General features: G+C 64.2%; 17 protein-coding genes. 6 read left to right on the top strand and 11 right to left on the bottom strand.

What is annotated here, in order from left to right; genetic code table 11:
* Window positions 1–9 precede the first annotated feature (9 nt).
* The 10 genes from VRS74_RS06525 to VRS74_RS06570 all read right to left on the bottom strand — a co-directional run bounded on the left by VRS74_RS06525 (window position 10) and on the right by VRS74_RS06570 (window position 9,648).
* Window positions 10–1,476, bottom strand: coding sequence for a UDP-N-acetylmuramoyl-tripeptide--D-alanyl-D-alanine ligase (locus VRS74_RS06525; protein ID WP_354144443.1), 1,467 nt, complete (start codon window positions 1,474–1,476; stop codon window positions 10–12).
* Window positions 1,473–2,945 (bottom strand): UDP-N-acetylmuramoyl-L-alanyl-D-glutamate--2,6-diaminopimelate ligase, encoded by a 1,473-nt coding sequence (locus VRS74_RS06530; protein ID WP_354144444.1) that lies wholly within the window; start codon window positions 2,943–2,945, stop codon window positions 1,473–1,475. The genes VRS74_RS06525 and VRS74_RS06530 overlap by 4 nt, the downstream gene beginning before the upstream one ends.
* On the bottom strand, window positions 2,945–4,699 hold the full coding sequence (locus VRS74_RS06535; RefSeq protein WP_354144445.1) for a peptidoglycan D,D-transpeptidase FtsI family protein: 1,755 nt from the start codon (window positions 4,697–4,699) through the stop codon (window positions 2,945–2,947). The genes VRS74_RS06530 and VRS74_RS06535 overlap by 1 nt, the downstream gene beginning before the upstream one ends.
* Window positions 4,696–5,232, bottom strand: coding sequence for a hypothetical protein (locus VRS74_RS06540; protein ID WP_354144446.1), 537 nt, complete (start codon window positions 5,230–5,232; stop codon window positions 4,696–4,698). Before VRS74_RS06540 ends, VRS74_RS06535 begins: the two co-directional genes overlap by 4 nt.
* Window positions 5,233–5,234: 2 nt before the next feature.
* On the bottom strand, window positions 5,235–6,194 hold the full coding sequence (gene rsmH / locus VRS74_RS06545; RefSeq protein WP_354144447.1) for a 16S rRNA (cytosine(1402)-N(4))-methyltransferase RsmH: 960 nt from the start codon (window positions 6,192–6,194) through the stop codon (window positions 5,235–5,237).
* On the bottom strand, window positions 6,191–6,688 hold the full coding sequence (locus VRS74_RS06550; protein ID WP_354144448.1) for a division/cell wall cluster transcriptional repressor MraZ: 498 nt from the start codon (window positions 6,686–6,688) through the stop codon (window positions 6,191–6,193). The genes rsmH and VRS74_RS06550 overlap by 4 nt, the downstream gene beginning before the upstream one ends.
* Before the next feature lie 388 nt (window positions 6,689–7,076).
* Entirely contained in the window at window positions 7,077–7,880 is an 804-nt protein-coding gene (locus VRS74_RS06555) for a Gldg family protein (protein ID WP_354144449.1), read from the bottom strand.
* Window positions 7,855–8,223 (bottom strand): hypothetical protein, encoded by a 369-nt coding sequence (locus VRS74_RS06560; RefSeq protein WP_354144450.1) that lies wholly within the window; start codon window positions 8,221–8,223, stop codon window positions 7,855–7,857. The genes VRS74_RS06555 and VRS74_RS06560 overlap by 26 nt, the downstream gene beginning before the upstream one ends.
* A gap of 51 nt (window positions 8,224–8,274) precedes the next feature.
* Window positions 8,275–9,288 carry a cysteine synthase A gene (locus VRS74_RS06565; RefSeq protein WP_354144451.1) on the bottom strand — a complete coding sequence of 338 codons (1,014 nt, stop codon included), beginning with the start codon at window positions 9,286–9,288 and terminating at the stop codon, window positions 8,275–8,277.
* 42 nt (window positions 9,289–9,330) lie between these two features.
* Window positions 9,331–9,648, bottom strand: coding sequence for a 2Fe-2S iron-sulfur cluster-binding protein (locus VRS74_RS06570; RefSeq protein ID WP_354144452.1), 318 nt, complete (start codon window positions 9,646–9,648; stop codon window positions 9,331–9,333).
* Between the two features lie 108 nt (window positions 9,649–9,756).
* Here VRS74_RS06570 and VRS74_RS06575 point away from each other — a divergent pair, with 108 nt between their 5' ends.
* The 3 genes from VRS74_RS06575 (at window position 9,757) to VRS74_RS06585 (ending at window position 13,427) form a co-directional block, all read left to right on the top strand.
* Window positions 9,757–10,374, top strand: a complete 618-nt coding sequence (locus VRS74_RS06575; RefSeq protein WP_354144453.1) for a DNA-3-methyladenine glycosylase family protein — start codon at window positions 9,757–9,759, stop codon at window positions 10,372–10,374.
* 92 nt (window positions 10,375–10,466) lie between these two features.
* Window positions 10,467–12,539: a S9 family peptidase gene (locus VRS74_RS06580; protein ID WP_354144454.1), complete on the top strand. Its 2,073-nt coding sequence runs from the start codon at window positions 10,467–10,469 to the stop codon at window positions 12,537–12,539.
* 78 nt (window positions 12,540–12,617) lie between these two features.
* Window positions 12,618–13,427 carry an SDR family oxidoreductase gene (locus VRS74_RS06585; RefSeq protein WP_354144455.1) on the top strand — a complete coding sequence of 270 codons (810 nt, stop codon included), beginning with the start codon at window positions 12,618–12,620 and terminating at the stop codon, window positions 13,425–13,427.
* A 10-nt stretch (window positions 13,428–13,437) separates the two neighbouring features.
* Here VRS74_RS06585 and VRS74_RS06590 read toward each other — a convergent pair whose 3' ends face one another.
* On the bottom strand, window positions 13,438–13,743 hold the full coding sequence (locus tag VRS74_RS06590; RefSeq protein WP_354144456.1) for a 4a-hydroxytetrahydrobiopterin dehydratase: 306 nt from the start codon (window positions 13,741–13,743) through the stop codon (window positions 13,438–13,440).
* Between the two features lie 47 nt (window positions 13,744–13,790).
* On the opposite strand from VRS74_RS06590, the gene ccmA reads away from it, so the two are divergent.
* From ccmA to VRS74_RS06605, 3 genes are all read left to right on the top strand, one after another.
* Entirely contained in the window at window positions 13,791–14,363 is a 573-nt protein-coding gene (gene ccmA, locus VRS74_RS06595; RefSeq protein ID WP_354144457.1) for a heme ABC exporter ATP-binding protein CcmA, read from the top strand.
* Window positions 14,360–15,022: a heme exporter protein CcmB gene (locus VRS74_RS06600; protein ID WP_354144458.1), complete on the top strand. Its 663-nt coding sequence runs from the start codon at window positions 14,360–14,362 to the stop codon at window positions 15,020–15,022. The genes ccmA and VRS74_RS06600 overlap by 4 nt, the downstream gene beginning before the upstream one ends.
* A 332-nt stretch (window positions 15,023–15,354) precedes the next feature.
* Window positions 15,355–17,361: a TIR domain-containing protein gene (locus VRS74_RS06605; RefSeq protein WP_354144459.1), complete on the top strand. Its 2,007-nt coding sequence runs from the start codon at window positions 15,355–15,357 to the stop codon at window positions 17,359–17,361.
* Window positions 17,362–17,412: the final 51 nt, after the last annotated feature.

Below are 17,412 nucleotides of genomic sequence, written 5' to 3' on the forward strand. Positions count from 1 at the left end.
GCGATAATCCTAGGTCCCGGCTGCAGAAAGACCCGTGAAGTGTGACACCAGCGCGCCGAGTCCGACCGAGTTGGAGCCCTTTACCAAAATCGCATCACCTGCAGTGATGCCGAATTCCTTGAGCGCCGCGATCGCTTCGGCTGGGTTATCGCAATGCGCGAAGCCGGCGGTTATGCCAAGCGATACTGCACCGCCTTTCCCCAATTCCCGCGCGAGGGCGCGCATCTCGTCGCCCACCAGGATCGCATAGTCGACTTTCGCCTCCGCCAGAGGCTCCGTCAGCTGCGCATGGAACTTCGGCCCGAAGTCGCCCAATTCCTTCATGCTTCCGAGCACGGCGATCCGCCTTGTGGCCGGGGTCTGGCCCAATTGGCGCAGGGTCGCACGCATCGAAGCGGGGTTGGCGTTATAGCTTTCGTCGATCAGCAGCGCCTTGCCCCCCGGCACCGCCAGCTGGTGGCGCGCGCCGCGACCCTTGAGCCCGCCCATTTCTGCCAGCGCAAGGCCGGCCGCGCCAAGGTCGCCGCCCGCCGCCTGCACTGCCGCCATGACGCCAAGCGAATTGGCGATCCAGTGTTCGCCCGGCTCGGCTACCGAATAGCACAGCCGCGTATCACCAAGGTCCGCCGTGACCAGCGATCCGCCATTGGCGCTGGGGATGGCATCGAGCAGGCGTACATCGGCGTCAGGTGAACTGCCGAAGGTCACGACCTTCGCCGCATATTTCCTCGCCGCCTCGCGCAATTGCGCAACCCAGGGGCTGTCAGCCGGGATCACCGCAGTACCGCCCGGCATCAGCGATTCAAAGATTTCGGCCTTGGCGGCGGCGATCGCCTCCATGCTGCCGAGGTTCTCGATATGCGCCGGGGCAATGGTGGTGATGAGCGCGACGTGCGGGCGCACATGTGCCGTCAGCGCACGGATCTCGCCCGCGTGGTTCATGCCCATTTCGAACACTCCGAAGCGGCTGCGCGCGGGCATGCGCGCCAGCGTGAGCGGCACGCCGACATGGTTGTTGTAGCTGCGCACGCTACGGTGCGCGGCGCCGCGGCTGGCGCGATCGAGCGCGAGGAAGATCGCTTCCTTGACCCCGGTCTTGCCGACCGATCCGGTCACACCGATGCGCACCGCCTGAGCGCGGTCGCGGGAGGCGGCAGCAAGCGCATGGAGCGCGGCGGTGGTGTCCTTCACCAGCACATGCGGGTAATCGACCGGTCGATCGACGATCGCGGCAACTGCACCATTGGCGAAGGCCTGCGGCAGGAAGCGGTGGCCGTCCATCGCTTCGCCGCTAAGTGCCACGAACAGGTCGCCGCGGCGGACGTCGCGCGAGTCCATCTCGACGCCCGAAGCCTGGAATTCGTGGCTTGCCATGCCTCCGGTCGCCGCGGCAATCTCGTCCGAACTCCACAGCGCCAGCGGCAGCGCATCGCGCTGGTCGGCGGGCCAGCTACGCAATGCTCTCAAAGCATTCATTGCGCCACCTCCGCCCCGGCGCACTCGCGCGCCACCTGCACGTCGTCGAACGGCAAGATCCGCATAGACTCTCCTGACCCGATTATCTGTCCTTGTTCGTGGCCTTTACCCGCCACCAGTACAATGTCCTGCGCGCCCGCAAGGCGGATCGCTTCGGCAATCGCCGCGCGGCGGTCACCGATCTCGATAGCATCTGGCGCGCCTTCAAGCACGGCGGCGCGAATTGTCGCCGCATCTTCGCCGCGCGGATTGTCATCGGTCACAATAACCACATCGCTACCGGCTGCGGCCGCTGCGCCCATCGGCGCGCGCTTGCCCTGGTCGCGGTCGCCGCCTGCGCCGAAAACCGTGATCAGCCGCCCTTCGACATGCGGGCGCAGTGCCGCAATCGCCGCTTCGAGCGCGTCGGGAGTATGTGCGTAATCGACATAGACCGGAGCGCCCATGGCGGTAATCGCCGCTCGCTCCAGCCGGCCGCGCACCGGCTGCAGGCGGTTCGCCGAATCCAATACCTGGCCGACCGGGCTGCCGGTCGCGATCGCCAGCGCACAAGCGGTGAGCGCATTGGCGGCCTGATAGGCTCCGATCAGCGGCAGATTGATGGTGCGGCGCGCGCCTTCGTATTCGATCTCCAGCGTCTGGCCGAGCTGGGTCGGCGTACGGGCGAGGAGGCGGATGAATTCGCCCCGCTCGCCCACCGTGAGCACGCGCAGCGACCTTTCTTGCGCATGCTCGATGGCCTTGCGGGTCCACTCGCTATCGTCCTCGCCATGCCAGATCACTGCCGCCGATCCCGGCTGGAGCACCTCGTCGAACAACCGCATCTTGGCCGCGAAGTAAGCTTCCATCGTGCCGTGGTAATCGAGGTGGTCGCGGCTGAAATTGGTGAAGGCGCCTGCCGCCACGGGCACGCCTTCATTGCGAAACTGGTCGAGCCCATGGCTCGAAGCCTCATAGGCGACATGGGTTACGCCTTCGCGCGCCAACCCGCTCATATTGCTCAGGAAGGTGACGATATCGGGTGTAGTCAAACCCGTCGAAACGCTTTCGTCGGACGTTGTTACGCCCAGCGTGCCGATGCTGGCCGAGCGTTCGCCGCCCATGCGCCAGAGCTGGCGGGTCATTTCGACGATCGAGGTTTTGCCGTTGGTGCCCGTCACCGCTACGATCACTCGCGGAACGGGCGTGAAGAAGGCTGCTGCAAGCCGTGCAAAGGCACGGCGCGGTTCGGCATCGGCAATATGGACCGCGCCTTCAACCGACGCTTCGGGCCTTGCGACCACCGCCACCGCACCCGCTTCGACTGCAGCGGGAGTGAAGTCCTCGCCATTGACCCGCGCGCCACGGAACGCACCGAACACCGTGCCGGGCGCGACCTTGCGATGGTCGATCGCGAAGCCGGTCACTTCGGCCTCACCAGCTACGGCGAGCGCAATCCCGGCAGTTTCCGCCAAACTCGCGAGCTTCATCAATCCTTCTCCGGCACGAGCGCCTGGAGATCGGTCAGATCAACATCGCGACTGGTATCGGGGCGCACACCCAGCAGCGGCCCGATCCGTGGCACCAGCTTGCCCACGATGGGTGCTGCCGTATAGCCTGCGGTACGCTGGAACGAGCTGGCGATCGTCCCGCGCGGTTCGTCGAGCATCGCCACCACGACATAGCGCGGGCGATCCATCGGGAAAGCGGCGGCGAAGGTCGAAACCAGCGATGAACGCTTGTAGCCGCCAGCCCCCGGCTTTTCGGCCGATCCGGTCTTGCCGCCCACGCGGAAGCCCGGCGCATCGGCTTTGCGACCAGTACCGTAGAGCGTGATCATGCGCAGAAGTTGGCGCATTCGCGACGAGGTCGATGCCTTGAACACCCGGCGGCCGCGCGGAACCTCATGCGCCGCCAGCTTGTGTACGGTCGTGGGACGCCAGATCCCGCCATTGACAATGGCGGCATAGGCGCTGGCCAAGTGTAGCGGGGTAACCGCGATGCCATGGCCATAGCTGACGGTCATATTGGTCAGTCGCGCCCAGTCCTTGCCCGGCCACAGCGGGAAGCCGCGCGCAGGCAGCTCGATATAGGGCCGCTCGTTCATGCCCAAATCCATCATCGTGCGGCGCAAGCGCTCCGGCCCAAGTTCGTCGGCTACGCGAGCAGTCACTGTGTTCGACGAGTGGATCAGCGCCTGCGGCACGTTGAGCGAAGCGCCCAGCGGGTGCAGGTCCTTGATCGTGAATCGACCGACCTGGACAGGCATGGCGTTCCATTCCTTGCCGAAGTCGCGCACCACGCCCGCGTCGATCGCCGCTGCGATGGTCAGCGGCTTGAAGGTCGAACCCAGTTCATAAACCTGGTTGGTAACCCGGTTGAATGCCCGCGGCGTTTCGCCGCGCTTGTGGGCTTCATCGCTCAGGATCAGGTCTTCGCTCTGCACCGCATTGGGGTCGAATTCCGGCAGCGACGCGAGCGCAAGCACTTCACCCGTGTCGACATCCAGCACGATCCCCGCTGCACCCATTGCGTTGACGGCCAGCATGCCGCGCCGCAACTCGTCCTCCAGCGCGCCCTGCACGCGAATGTCGATCGAAAGCGGCTTGGGAGTGCTGCGGGTCACGGGATCGGACAATCGCTCGTTGAGCACTTGCTCCATGCCGATCTTGCCCTCGCCATCGGGCGTGACATAGCCAAGGATATGCGCGGCCAGCATGCCTTGCGGGTAGTGCCGGTCGTTCTCGCGCGGCATTTCCAGCGCCAGTTCGCCGATAGCCTGCACCTTGTTCGCGTCCTCAGGCAGTACGCGGCGGCGCAAATAACCCGCCTTGCCCGACGCGAGCCGCTCGGCGACGTCGATCTCGTCGAGCTCGGGGAAGATTGCGGCAAGGCGCGCGGCCACTTCCTGCGGCGACTTGACCAGCGGCGAGCCGCTTTCACCCAGCGCCTTGGGATTGTACCACAGCGCATAGGCCGGGAAGGCGCGCGCAAGCGGCACGCCATTGCGATCGGTGATTTCGCCGCGAGGCGGCAGCAGCGCTTCCTCAAGCGAAGTGCGCGTGGTGCCGTGATCGGCCAGCCCGAGATAGGCGATCCGCAGCAATGCCGCCGCGGCGACCGCTGCAAAGACCAGCGCGATCCACAGCACTCGCCAGCGCGCCAGAGCGAGGGATTCGCGCCGGAATGCTACCAGTTCGACTCTGCCCGTGGATATGGCCGCGCTGGCCGTGAGTGTGTTCATTCAGCCGCCTCGGCACTCAGCAAGGTGCGCGCTTGCGCGCTGCGCACCGGTGAGGCTTCGGCCAGCAGTTCGCCAAAGGCTTCAGCCACCGTCGCAGTAGCACCGGGCATGGCGGCAGAGGCCATTGTCACGGGGCGGCCGGAGACTGGCGAGACCATCGTGCGGGAAGCGGAAGGCGCAGCGCCATCGGTTGCGTTATCGGCACGAGCGACCCGGATCGGGCTGGGCGCGGCCGGGCCCAGCGGCGCGCTAAGGCTGGCCAGCTGGAGTTCGCTTTCGAAGAACTGGTCCGCGCGCGGCGCCTGGTATCCGAAGTCGACTTCGTTCCATTCTGCGAGCTGGCGCTGGTTGGCGCGCGCTTCGAATTCGGTTTCGAGCATCAGCGTCTCGCGCTCAAGCGCGATGATCTGGCGTTCCGCCAACAGCACTTCGCTCTTCACCGCGTGGACGCGGAAACTGAGCGCGAGGAACAGGCTGCCGCATATCGCGAGAACAGCCAGCCAGCCGATCTGGTGCAAACGGGATCCGGACATGATCACGCGGCCTCCTTTCTCGGCGGTGCGTCGCTGCGCACCGCGTGGCGCAAAGTTGAAGAACGGGCTCGGGGATTGCGGGCAATTTCCGCGTCGGAGGGGCGGATGCCCTTCGAAATCTGCGTGAAGATCGCGGGCGTCGCATCGTTCTCGGGCAGATAGCGCGAGCCGCCGCTGCGGCCCGCGGCATCGCGCAGGAAGCGCTTGACGATGCGATCCTCAAGGCTGTGGAAGCTCACCACCGCCAGCCGCCCGCCAGCGCGCAACACGTGCTCGGCCGCAAACAGCCCTTCGCGCAATTCGTCGAGCTCGCCGTTCACATGGATGCGGATCGCCTGGAAACTGCGCGTGGCGGGATCCTTCTTGTCGCCCGGCTTGTGGCCCAGCGCCTTGCGCACCACGCGGGCCAGCTCGCCAGTAGTGTGGAGCGGGCGCGCCGCCACGATCGCCCGGGCGACGCGGCGCGACTGGCGCTCTTCGCCATATTCGTAAAGCACATCGGCGATGGTCGATTCCGCGGCGGTATTGAGAAAATCCGCTGCGCTTTCGCCTTCCTGGCTCATCCGCATGTCGAGCGGGCCATCGACCGAGAAGGCGAAGCCCCGCTCGGGCTGGTCAAGCTGCATCGACGAGACGCCGATATCCATCGCCACGCCATCGACCTGCGCAATGCCGGCCTCGGCCAGTGCCGCCACCATCTCCGAAAAGCGCCGCGGATGGAGCACAAGGCGCGGAGGGGTAGTACGCGCCTCGGCCCATCCGCGGCCTTGCGCGATCGCATCCGGATCGCGGTCGAAGGCATGGACGGTCGCGCCGCAGTCAAGCAGCGCGCGGGTGTATCCGCCCGCACCGAAAGTGGCATCCACGATGACATCGCCGGGCCGCGGGTCGAGCGCAGCGATTACTTCATCGAGGAGAACGGGGATGTGGGGGGCGTCGTTTGCTGGGGCGGCGGGGCTCATTTGCCGCCCCCCTTGCCCTTGGCTTGCGCCTCGGCGACGAGATTGGCGCAAGCGGCCTGCGCCGCTTCCCATTCCTCGCCCATGCGCGAGAGCTCCACCGGGTTCCAGATCGTGAAGAACCGGCCCGCACCCTGGAAATAGAGCCCGTCTTCCACGCGGCCGAGGCTGCGCAGGTGCTCGGGCATGATGAAGCGGCCGCTGTCATCGAACGGCACCTGGGCAAATCCGAACAGCTGGGTGGCGCGAAGGTCGCGGTCGAAGTCGCGGCCAAGCCGCAGCGCGCGGTCTTCCTCGCGGTCGAGCTGCGCTTCGAGTTCGTCATTGCGCGACAGGCCGAAGCCGACGAGGCAATTCCAGCGATCGTGCTTGTCGAGGCAGAGGATGCGGCCGTCGGACGATTCCTTGACCGCCTTGCGGAAGCTGGGAGGCAGGACAAAACGACCCTTGTCGCCCGAAGGCGAATAGGCCTGTCCACTATATCCTCCGAAAGACACTTGTCCCCCTCCGCCCTGTTCCCCGAGGCCCCTTTGCCCCACAGACACAGCTTCGCCGTCACCGCCTGCGCGCGAGTGCAGGCGGTGCGCACTCCGAGAGGGAGGCGCCGAACGAAACTCCATGTCCGATGGGCCTTGGTAATATCGCGGGAGGCATGGGGATGAAAGGGATTTTTACGGGAATTCACGGGATAATGTGTTAAATAATTGATTTATAATTGAATATTTTCGTGCAAATTTTGCCTGACCACTCGCCGATCGCGGCAAGTCCTACGTGCAATCCCCTGTTTTTCCGTCGATTTCGCGACTCGCGAGTCGCAAGCGCACTGCGCTGCCCGTGATTTCCCCGGTAGCTACGAGTCGCGCCCGAAATGCGGTTCAACCTTCTCTAATTGAAGGCGAATTCGGTCAGTGCCAGCAGTTGATCGGGTGCTTCGCCCGGCGGATCCGAAAATTCGAGCAATGCGGCATCGGCGACGAGAGTTACCCGCCCCTTCCCCACATCGCACTGCGCAGCGATCCCGCTGCCCAGGATTCGGCAATCGCCGCGCGCCGCCAGTTCCTCGTCGCTTGCCTCCGGATCGGGATCCGCCAAAAGCATCTCGCCCGCCAGCAGCACGGGAATGGAACCGCTGCCATAGCTTTCGGAGCGAACCTCCAATGGCTGGGCTTCGTTGAACTGCATCCCCAGCCCCCAGCGCACCACGACCGGCGGGATGAGTCCCATCGCCACCGGATGGCTCGGATCGCCAAGCGGCACAGCGTATCGCCCTGTCAGCATCGGATCGAGAAGGAACAGCAGCCGTCCGCCGCCGCGCACCCATTGGTCGAGCGCAGCATTGTCTGCAGGGCTGAGCCCGCGCGGCTGGGCAATCAGGAGCCGGTCAAGCCCGGCAAGCGGGTCGATCTGCCCGCCCTCCCCGTCAGGCGCGGCTGCCAGCGTATCGAGCGGCGACAGTTCGTAACGTTCCTCAAGCGTGCTGCGGACCCAGGGCACCTGTCCTCCGCCCTCGATCACCATCGTCAGGTCCGCCCCTTCGGGCCAATAGATCGGCAGGCTGCTCATCACGCCAAGCGGCTTGCGATCCACGGGCTGCGAAACATGCTGCCAAGCCCACAGCCCGGCAGCGATGCCGAGCGCCAGCAGCATGGCCGCGATGGCGAGCTTAAGGCGTTGGGCGGCCTGGGCCATTGCCTTGTTCTGGGACGATTGCGGAGCTCTGGCTCGGCGAGGGCTCTGCCGGGAGATCGGGCACGACCCCGGCATCGGCCAGCGGGTCGGTCTGCGGCGGAGGCGCAGCCGGCGCAATCGTAGACGCTGCTTCGGGAACGGCCATCTCGTCGGCCACCCGCGCCCGGTCCTGGATGATGTTGGCGAGGCCGACCAGCAGGATCATGGCGGCAAGGCCCGACAGCCCCACCTGCAGGCGCTGCACTGCCTGGGAGCGGTTCCCTCCGGAGGAGGCACCGCCGCCCGCGACGCCTTCATCGGGCATCTGCGGTTCGCTCGGTCCGCGCAGTTCGGGCAGTTTCACAACATCGCCTTTCGCTATCGCAGGTTCAGGCTAGAGCCTGGGCGTCGCCAGTCAATCGCGCTCGAGCCATTCGAACACCGGCAAACCCTTCGAACGGAGCCAATCGGCATTGTACAGCGTCGAAAGATAGCGGAAGCCCGTATCGCACAGGATCGTCGCGACCCGCACGTCCTTGCGCCCGTCCGCCACCAGCTGCTTGCCCAGTTCGATCGCGCCCGCGACGTTGATCCCAGAACTCAGGCCGAGGCAGAGCCCCTCCTCGCGCAGCAACCGCCCGACCCAATGCAGCCCTTCCTCGTCGGAAATGCGATATTGCGTATCGATTGGCGCGCCTTCGAGATTGGCGGTGATCCGGCCCTGCCCGATCCCCTCCGCAACAGAGGAGCCTTCAGCCTTGAGTTCGCCACAGGCGAAATAATTGTAGAGCGCGGCGCCATGCGGGTCGGTCAGCGCGATCCGCACATTTTCGTCAAAGGCCTTGAGACCCATGCCAACGCCCGCAATCGTTCCTCCCGTGCCCGCTGCGCAAGTAAAGCCATCGATCCGGCCTTCAAGCTGCTCCCACAGCTCTGGTGCGGTCCCCTCGATATGCGCCTTGCGGTTAGCGATATTGTCGAACTGGTTAGCCCACACCGCCCCGGCGGTCTCCTCGGCCAGCCGGCGCGAAGTGTGCACGAAATGGTTGGGGTCGGCGAACTTGGTCGGCGGCACGAGCACCAGTTCCGCGCCAAGCGCGCGCAGCGTGTCCATCTTTTCCTGAGACTGGTTGTCGGGCATCACGATCACGGTCTTGTAACCGCGCGCATTTGCGACCAGCGCGATGCCGATACCGGTATTGCCCGCAGTCCCTTCTACCACGGTGCCGCCGGGCTTGAGTTCGCCGCGCGCTTCGGCATCGCGGACGATGTAGAGTGCTGCGCGGTCCTTCACCGAGGAACCGGGGTTAGTGAATTCGCACTTGCCCCAGATCTCGCAACCCGCCGCTTCGCTAGGCCCCTTTAGCAGGACAAGCGGCGTATTGCCGATCAGGTCGAGCGTCGAGCCGAATGGCTTGGTAATGTTCATGCGGGAAGAATTAGGGCCTAGCACGGCCCGCCGCAATCAACTTCAATCTTCAGGGGCGATAGTTACTTTGAGCCCGTCGAGATCGGTCGTGAAGGCGATCTGGCATGCGAGGCGCGAAGTTTCGCCGCGATGGTCGGAGCTTTCGAGCAGATCGTCCTCATCTTCGCTCATCTGCGGCAGCTTGCCCATGAAGCCCGGGTCGACCAGGACATGACAGGTCGCGCAAGAGCAGCACCCGCCGCACAGCGCCAGCAGCTCGTCGAAGCCATTGTCGCGGATCGCTTCCATCACGGTCAGGCCATCTTCGACATCGATGGTCGATTCTTCCCCGGCACGGTTGACGACGGTCAGCTTGGGCATCGGTGCAAGTTCCTTCCTGATCGGCGCGCATGTGCTGCGGCCACTATCGAGTGCTCGGGCGGGCTGCTACGGTCTGCCGAGCTAATTTGCAAGCTAGGGGAATCATTAGTGGGACTGAGCGCCAAGGCAATCCGGTCAGGCCTCGACGCGCTGGCCGAACGCGACTCGCGCATCGCGCGCGAATTGGAACGAGTCGGCTATCCCGAACCGCGCATCCGCGATCGCGGATTCAAGACGCTGTTGCGCACGATCGTGGGGCAGCAGGTCTCGGTCGCAGCAGCGAGCAGCATGTGGAACAAGCTTGAGGCGGAACTGGGTCCGGAATTCACTCCCGCCTGCCTGCTCGAACGCGACTTCGATACGCTGCGCGCCTGCGGATTGTCGCGCCAGAAACAGGGCTATGCGCGCAGCCTGTGCGAACTGTCAGCCGCAGGCGAGCTCGACTTCGACAAGCTGCCCGAAGACGACGAGACCGCCATCGCCGAGCTGACCCGGATCAAGGGCATCGGGCGCTGGTCGGCGGAGATCTACCTGCTGTTTGCCGAAGGCCGCACCGATATCTGGCCGGCGGGGGACCTGGCCGTGCAGGAGGGCGTCAAACGGCTGCTCGAACTGCCCGAACGCCCCACCGAAAAGCCGACCCGCGAGTTCGGCGAGGCCTGGCGTCCCCATCGCGGCGCGATGGCGATTTTCACATGGCACTATTACGCCAATCCCGCGTTATGAGTATCTATTGCCACGAGCAATTCCGCGTGTATTAGTATTACAACACACCGCAAGGTCGCAAAGCACCGTTCCAACTCGAGAGAGGAATACCGATGACCAAAGGACCCCTGGCAACTCGCCTGCTTACTACCGCGCTCGCCGCAACGGCTTTGGCGCTGCCCGGCATGGCGCTTGCCGACCACCACGCCAATGATGGAACCACGATGCACCAGCACCACCAAGCCGCCCCGTTGATCCCGCGCGATGCGCTTTTCGGCAACCCGTCCCGCGCCGGCGGACAGATTAGCCCCGACGGAAAATGGCTGAGCTGGCTCGCACCCAAGGACGGCGTGCTCAACGTGTGGATGGCGCCGGTCGATAATCCCGATGGCGGCAAGCCGATGACCGATGCCAAGGATCGCCCGATCCGCCAGTATTTCTGGTCGCCGGATTCGCAGAGCCTGCTCTACATCCAGGACAAGGGCGGCGACGAGAACTTCCTGCTCTATGGCGTCAACATTGCCAGCGGCAAGGAAACCACGCTTACGCCCTTCGAGAAGACCCGGGTGCTGCTGATCGGCGGTTCGGAATCGATCCGCGACAAAATCCTGGTCGGGCTCAACAACCGCAATCCCCAGTACCACGACGTGCACCTGCTCAACCTCAACACGGGCGAGCTCACCATGGTGCTGCAGAATGACAGCTATGCCGGTTTCATGGCCGACGATACGCTGACCGTGCGGATGGCCATGCGGCAGAATGCGGAAGGCGGCACGGACTATTTCCGCGTTGTCGACGGCAAGGTCGAAGCCGAGCCCTTCTCGGCCACTGCGATGGAGGATTCGCTCACCACGAACCCGGCCGGTTACACCAATGACGGCTCGATCCTCTACTGGCTCGACAGCCGGGGCCGCAACACCGCCGCGCTCTATGCCGAAACCGTCGCGACCGGCGAACGCACTCTCATCGCCGAGAACGACAAGGCCGATATCGGCGGCACGATCCGCGATCCCAAGACCGGTGTGGTGGAAGCCTATTCGGCCACCTATCTCAAGACCGAATGGACCGCGACCGACCCCGATGTGAAGGCCGCGCTCGAATTCCTCGGCAGCAACCTCGATGGCGAATTCGGCATTCAGTCGCGCACCGATGATGACGGCAAGTGGATCGTGTGGAATGATCCGCTGATCGCGCCGAGCTCGACCTACATCTACGATCGCAAGGCCGGCACGCTCAATCATTTCTACACTTCGCGGCCGGAACTCGAAGGCGCGCCGCTGCAGCCGATGCATCCGGTCGAGATCGCCAGCCGCGACGGCTTGACCCTTCCTTCCTACCTCACCCTGCCGCCAGGCAGCGATGCGGATGGCGACGGCAAGCCCGATCACGCCGTGCCGATGGTGCTGTTCGTCCACGGTGGCCCCTGGGCGCGCGATGGCTATGGCTTCAACACCGTCCACCAGATGCTGGCCAACCGCGGCTATGCCGTGCTGTCGGTCAACTTCCGCGGTTCGACCGGCTTCGGCAAGGACTTCCTCAATGCAGGCAATTTGCAGTGGGGCCTGAAGATGCATGACGACCTGATCGATGCGACCAACTGGGCCGTCGAACAGGGCATCACCGGCAAGGACAAGGTCGCGATCATGGGCGGTTCCTATGGCGGCTATGCCACGCTGGCGGGGCTGACCTTCACGCCCGAGGCTTTCGCATGCGGTGTCGACATCGTCGGCCCCTCGAACCTCGAAACCCTGCTTTCCACCATCCCGCCCTATTGGGCGCCGCTGGTGAAGGTCTTCCATGACCGGATGGGTGATCCCAATACCGAGGAAGGCCTGGCGCTGCTGAAGGCCGCGAGCCCGCTTTACAAGGCTGACCAGATCACCAAGCCGCTGCTCATCGCGCAGGGGGCCAACGATCCGCGTGTCAAGCAGGCCGAAAGCGACCAGATCGTGGGCGCCATGAAGAAGGCGGGGATTCCGGTCACCTATGTGCTCTATCCCGATGAAGGCCACGGCTTCGCCAAGCCGACCAACAATATCGCTTTCTTCGCGATCGCCGAAAACTTCCTCGCCGAATGCCTTGGCGGGCGGGCCGAACCGCTCGGCGATGTATTGAAGCCCTCGACCGCGCAAATCCTCGAAGGTGCCGAACACGTTCAGGGCCTGGAGGAAGCGCTCGGCAGCTGACATCAATGTAAATAGCTGACAAGCAAGCCGCGCGGGGTTATCGACTCTGCGCGGTTTGTTTTTTTTGGGAGAGATGAAATGGGCGAACGCAGGGCAATCTTCATCACGGGCGGCGGTTCGGGGATCGGGCGCGAAGTCGCCATCTATTTCGGCAAGCGCGGCTGGTTCGTGGGCATTGGTGACGTCAACGAACAGGGAATGGAGGAAACGCTCGCCCTGATCCCGGGCGGTTTCAAATATGCCCACAAACTCGATGTGCGCGACCGCGCGGCGTGGGACGCGGCGCTCAATGCATTCTCGACCGCGGCCGGCGGGCGGATCGACGCCGTCTTCAACAATGCAGGCATCGGCCACGGCGGTCCGATATCCGAGCAGCCGGTTGGCGAGATCGAGGCCTTGCTCGATGTCAACGTCAAGGGCGTGCTCTTCGGCGCGCAGGCAGCCTATGCGCATCTCAAGAAGACCGCGCCCGGATCAGCACTCGTCAACACCGCCAGCCTTGCCGGGATCATCGGCGCGCCGAACATGAGCGTCTATTGCGCCACCAAATGGGCGGTGCGCGGCATGACGCGCAGTCTCGACGCCGAATGGGCGGCTGACGGGATCAAGGTTTCCGCACTCTGCCCCGGCTTCATCGACACCCCGCTGATCGAGCAGACCCGGCCCGAATCCAACCAGTCGGTGAAGGAAAGCCTGGTCGAGGCCGGCGTTGAAGTCTCACCCGTCAGCGACGTGTCCAAAGTGGTATGGGACGCGGTGCATGGCGACAAGCTCGACTACACCGTCGGCAAGATGGCGAGCCGCCTGCTGTTCCTCTCGCGCTTCCTGCCCGGCCGCGTGCGCAAGGAAATGCGCGCGCAGGGGATCGGGATCGGCGTCGAAGGCTAAACCCGGGGAATCAGAGCAGCGCGTCGATCGCCGCTGCCATCACTGCATCGCGTTCGGACAGGGCGCCGCCCGCTTCGGGGGCGGCGTCATGCGTGGTGAGCGTGATCTCCAACCGGTTATAAACGTTGAACCATTCGGGGTGGTGGTCATGCGCTTCGGCCAGCAGCGCCACCCGGTTCATGAAGCCCCACGCTTCGCTGAAATTGGCGAAGATGAAGGTCCGTTCGATCGCCCTGCCCTCACGCGAAATCGACCAGCCGGGATGCGCGGCCAGCAATGTATCGCATTCGGCATCGGTGAGTTGCGGAACGATCATGTCCATCTCCTTGTGACGAAAGCCGCTTTCGCCTAACCGGAGGCGCTATGCAAGCGCGCCTCGCCGCCCATGATCTCGCCTGCCGACGTGGCGACCGCGTGTTGTTCCGCGGGCTATCGCTGTCGCTTGAGCCGGGCGACGTGCTGCATGTCACCGGCGTCAACGGCATCGGCAAGTCGAGCCTGCTGCGCATCCTGGCCGGGCTGCTCTCGCCCTATGCCGGAACGGTCGAGCGCGATGGCGCGGTCGGCCTGCTCGACGAGAAGCCCGCGCTCGACCCTGACCAGCCGCTGAGCCACGCACTTGCCTTCTGGCGTGCGATCGACGCGACTCCGGGCACGAACTATCCGTGGGACATGGAGCATTTGCTCGATGTGCCGGTGCGCTATCTTTCGACCGGCCAGCGCAAGCGTGCCGCGCTTGCCCGGCTATCCGCGCAAACCGCGCCGATCTGGCTGCTCGACGAGCCGCTGAACGGGCTCGACCATCGCGGCGTGAGCATGGTCGGCGCGATGGTGGAGAGCCACTCCCGCGCGCACGGGATCTGCGTGCTGGCCTCTCACCAGCCCTTCCCGCTCGACGGGATGCGCGTGCTTGAGCTGGCGGAATTCGTGCCATGATCCGCGTGCTCACCGCATTGATGTGGCGTGACCTGCGCAACCTGCTCTTCGGCGGGCGCGGCGGCGGAGCCACGCTGCCGCTGCTGTTCTTCCTGGCCGTCGCGATGCTCTATCCCTTCGCGGTCGGCCCCGATGCACCGCTGCTCGCAAAGACTGGCGGGGGAGTGCTGTGGATCGCGGCGCTGCTGGCGGCGATCCTGCCCTTGGACCGGCTGGTGCAGGAGGATATCGCGCTGGGCATTTTCGACCAGCTCAACCTGCGCGGTGTGACCGAAGAGATCGTTATGGCGGTGCGCCTCGTCGCGCATTGGCTCAGCTTCGGGCCGCTGCTGATGCTGGCGTGTTTGCCTGCCGCCGCGCTGCTCAAGCTCGATGGCGAGACGCTGCACCTGCTGCTGCTGGGCCTGCTGGCGGGCACGCCGGGGCTGGCGGCGGTGGGCCTGATGATCGCGGCGCTGACCGCGGGGCTGCGCGCGGGCGCGGCGCTTTCCGGCCTGCTGCTGATCCCGCTGGCGCTGCCGATCCTGATCTTCGGCGCGGGCGCGCTCGAACGCGGCGATCCGGCGACTTTGGGCTTCTCCGCCGCGATCAGCCTGCTGCTGGTGGCGATCACGCCCTTTGCGGCAGGTGCTGCGATCAGGGCGGGAAGAGAGGGTTAGCAGGCTCTTCTGGCGGCCCAATTGCCTGATTGGTTCAGCAAGCGCGTCGCTTTCCTGATCAATGCGACACATGCGACATAGTCCTGAAGAAGAAAAACCTTCTCACGGGTTTTGGCCGCGAAGGGTGGGGTTGGGGCGATCCGACAATTACAAAGAGCACTGTCTGCTTGCCAGAACGCGGCCATGTAGGAAAATCGGAGTGGCCGCTAGCGACCCGATTGCGGATGTTGAGAGAGGCGGAGCGCCATCTGAACAATTCCAAGGCAGCCGCCAAGGGGGCCCTCGTTGAGCAATGGCTGGACTTGTCGGGGTAATCTTAGCATTCTCACCAGATGTCAGACGTGTTCCTGTCCTATGCGCGCGCCGACCAAGCGAAGATCGAGCAGCTCGCGGCGGCGCTAAAGGAACGCGGCTTCAGCCTGTGGTGGGACCGCCAGATCGAAGGCGGCAGGCATTTCGCCAAGGATATCGAGCGCGAGATAACCGCGGCCAAAGCGGTGATCGTCGCCTGGTCGGAGCACTCGATCGAAAGCCATTGGGTGCTCGATGAAGCCAGCTATGCCCGCGATGAAGGCAAATTGCTCCCGATTTCGCTTGATGGGATAATGCCGCCTTTGGGCTACCGCCAAATTCAGTCGATTGATTTCGTCGCCTGGCCTACGGATAGTAGCAGGCTGGACGGTCTCTTGCGCGCGCTCACCCTGCTGACAGGAGAGGATGCGAGCAGGAATTCCACTTTGAATTCGGCAGCCACACCATCGCCACTGTCAGGCAAGAGGAAATCGCTTGTCTTGGCGAGCGCAGGAGCAATTGCGCTGGCCCTGGCTGGCGGCGGATATTTGGCTTTCACCGGCTTTCCCGGCGGCGGCGCGGCGCAAGCAAGTGAGTCTGTGGGCCTCGCTATCCTGCCGTTCAAAGTGACGGGTGATGCGAGCGAAGCGGAGCGGCAGCTCGGGTCCGGGCTTGCCGAGGTGCTCAACAGCAGCTTGTCGGGCCTGCCACGGTTGGCGCTAACCTCCAACCTTTCAACCGCGCAGCTGATTGACGAAGGGCAGACCATTGCCGAGATCGGCAAACAGCTCAATGTGGGGCATGTGGTCGAGGGGCAGGTAAGGTTCGAAGGCAGCGACGCGATCCTCACGCTGGCGCTGATTGATGCGGCGACTTCGCGCAAGATCTGGAGCGAAACCTTTCGCGAAGATCGCAGATCGATTTCACTCCTCACAATGCGTTTCACCACGGAGTTGGGCTCCGTCCTTCGATCACGGTTCGGGGTCGGGCAAGGCCGGCTGGCCGACAATTCCAATGTCGACCAGAACGCCTACGAGGCATATCTGCGCGGAATGCAGCACCTGTGGGCCAGGGCAGTCTTTGGAAACCGGCAGCAAGGCTTTCTCGAACTGACGCAAGCGACCCGCCTCGCTCCCGACTTCGCAGATGCTCATGCGGCACTCGCATTCCTGGTAATCACGAGCAATGCTTGGGATTTTTCCCTGTCGCTTACTGAATGGCAGGAGGTTGCGGAGGCGGCGACGCGCCGCGCTTTGGCGCTCGACCCCGAAAATCTGCTCGCGCAGGTTGCGGACTACATGGTGCCTGCGACATTCGGCGGCGAAATCGCGGGCGCGATTGAGGGTTTCGAGCAGCTTGTTCGCGACCATCCCGACTACGCCCCGGCACAATACTTGCTGGGCTACACACTCGCGTCGGTGGGCGAACACCAACAGGCGATTGTCCATTATCGCGAGGCACTGCGGATCGATCCCGTCGACCCCATCTTCAATGCGTTCTACGGTGAATCGCTCTTGGCGCTTGGTGATTATCCCGAACTTCGTCGACGGGCGATGGAGTGCACCGATTGCCTTATTGCTATCCAGTATTGGCTTTATGGATTGATATGGGTTGCAGACGATCGACAGTTCGCTCAGGATTACGAGCGCCTGTTTGAACGGTGGGCGGCAGAAGGGGGTGGCGACCCCCGCGAAATCGAGGAGGCACGGCGGGTCGGCATCGCCGTCAGGGAGCGCCGCCCGTTCGCCTGGCGAACGGAACCTGATCCTGATTTTGTCCTTGCAGTCGTGGCTTATGACACTGTCGGGGACTATCAAGCTGCACTGGACCAACTCGACCGCTATCCATACGAAGTTATGCCGGGCTACCAACTGATCCTCTTACTCGACATACCCCGCGATGAATTGCCCGAAGCGGTGCGAGCGGATCCGCGCTATCATGCCCCCTTCGCGAACCCGGGCATACAAAGCATCGTCGCCGAGCGTCGCAGGCGCGGGCATCTGAGGAACCTTCCGGTCTTTCCAGTGAAGGCCTATGAAGGGCCTTGATGAATATCCTAGGCTGAAGGCACTTTGCTCAAAGTCAGCTTGCCCACCCAC

This window comes from Altererythrobacter litoralis, assembly GCF_036324225.1.
Taxonomy (GTDB): domain Bacteria; phylum Pseudomonadota; class Alphaproteobacteria; order Sphingomonadales; family Sphingomonadaceae; genus Erythrobacter; species Erythrobacter litoralis_A.